Here is a 1,376-nt window from a genome sequence, read left to right on the forward strand (position 1 = left end):
ATATTATAGAGTCTGTTCAAAAAGCTAAGTCATTTTGGTTTGATAGTAAAATTAATATTGATGAATAAGAGATAATTAATAGAAGAGTAAAATAATAAATTTTATGGGGGAGAAATATTGAAATTGATATTAATTGTGAGTCTGAACTTAAAATTTTCTATTATACCTTTATGGAATAAACCACCTTCTGAAGATATAGGTGGTAGTTTAGATTGGGCTTTTACATTACTTAAAGTAATTAATATACCAGATAGTATTGTTAAAACTAAACTATATGAATCTTTAAATGATATATCTTAGGAGATAAATAAATTATTATATAGTTCGTTTTATTTCCAAAGACCCGATTGGGTTATGGGGTAGAGATAACGTATATGCATATGTACGAAATCCCGTTTGGGATTAGTAAAGAAAATTATCTAAATATACTTTAAAGGATAGTCATAATGCTAATGCTCAAGAAATAGCAGATAGTAAAATTGATGGAGAATTTTGAAGTGGCTAAACTTGTACAAAATTGTTAAACGAATATAACTCTAACCATAATGAGGTCTATATTTGTTATCATTACGGTTAAATTTCTACTATTCCTTTTAGGTCGCAAAAATTTCTAACTTCCAAAGGAAATTAAACACGAAATTAAGACATTAGAGAGTGAGTGTGTAATTTAAGCGTAGGAAATAGTGGTTATGTAAAAGAAGGTCTATCTTGTAAAGAAAGGGGCAGTTGTGGGGTATCATCTGAAAGATAATTTTAGAACTTTAGCTATTTATGCAGGAAAGATTAGCTCTGGTAAAACTAGGTTAGAGGAAGTTTTTGTAGAATGTATAGAGGTGAACATCTATAAGCTCTTATCTGCTCCTGGATTGGCTCTAAATTTAGCAAAAGGAGACACTTTTGAATTCATTAGTAGTGATGAGCCCGTAAAAATTATATATCGTGGAGGGAATTTTAATATACATATTTATGAAGCAAATTTAACACTTGAAGATTATGAAGATTTTAAGAGTGAACTATTAGACTATTTAGGTGGAACTATAGATGGTTTGAGTGGAAATAATATAGCTATCACTGTGCCCTCAGGTCAAGGTATCCAAAAAATTAATAGTTTTTTTATTAATTTTAGCCAATTGTCAGGTAATAATTGGTCATTTACAAATATTTATAAAAACTATGAGGTTTTTGAAGACGAAATATTATTAGATTGGTGGGATAAAAAGTACTAATTGATAAAATTTTAAGTGAAAGTCTGTTTAGATAATCTAAATTTTATCAATGTAATATTTTTTCCAAGGATAATATTTTGATTAATAGGTAATTTTCTTTATAATTAGTATTGGAATTTCTATTTCCATAGTGATGATATTCCTCCTATT

1 protein-coding gene is annotated in these 1,376 nt (G+C 27.8%); it reads left to right on the forward strand.

Translation table 11 applies throughout. The features are described 5' to 3' along the window. Positions 1–740 precede the first annotated feature (740 nt). A complete protein-coding gene (locus ACH8JV_RS19420; RefSeq protein WP_396523278.1) occupies positions 741–1,226 on the forward strand; it encodes a DUF4265 domain-containing protein in 486 nt (161 codons plus the stop codon). Positions 1,227–1,376: the final 150 nt, after the last annotated feature.

Origin of the sequence: Acinetobacter sp. ABJ_C5_2 (genome assembly GCF_044538485.1) — a bacterium.
In the GTDB taxonomy this organism is placed as follows: domain Bacteria; phylum Pseudomonadota; class Gammaproteobacteria; order Pseudomonadales; family Moraxellaceae; genus Acinetobacter; species Acinetobacter nosocomialis_A.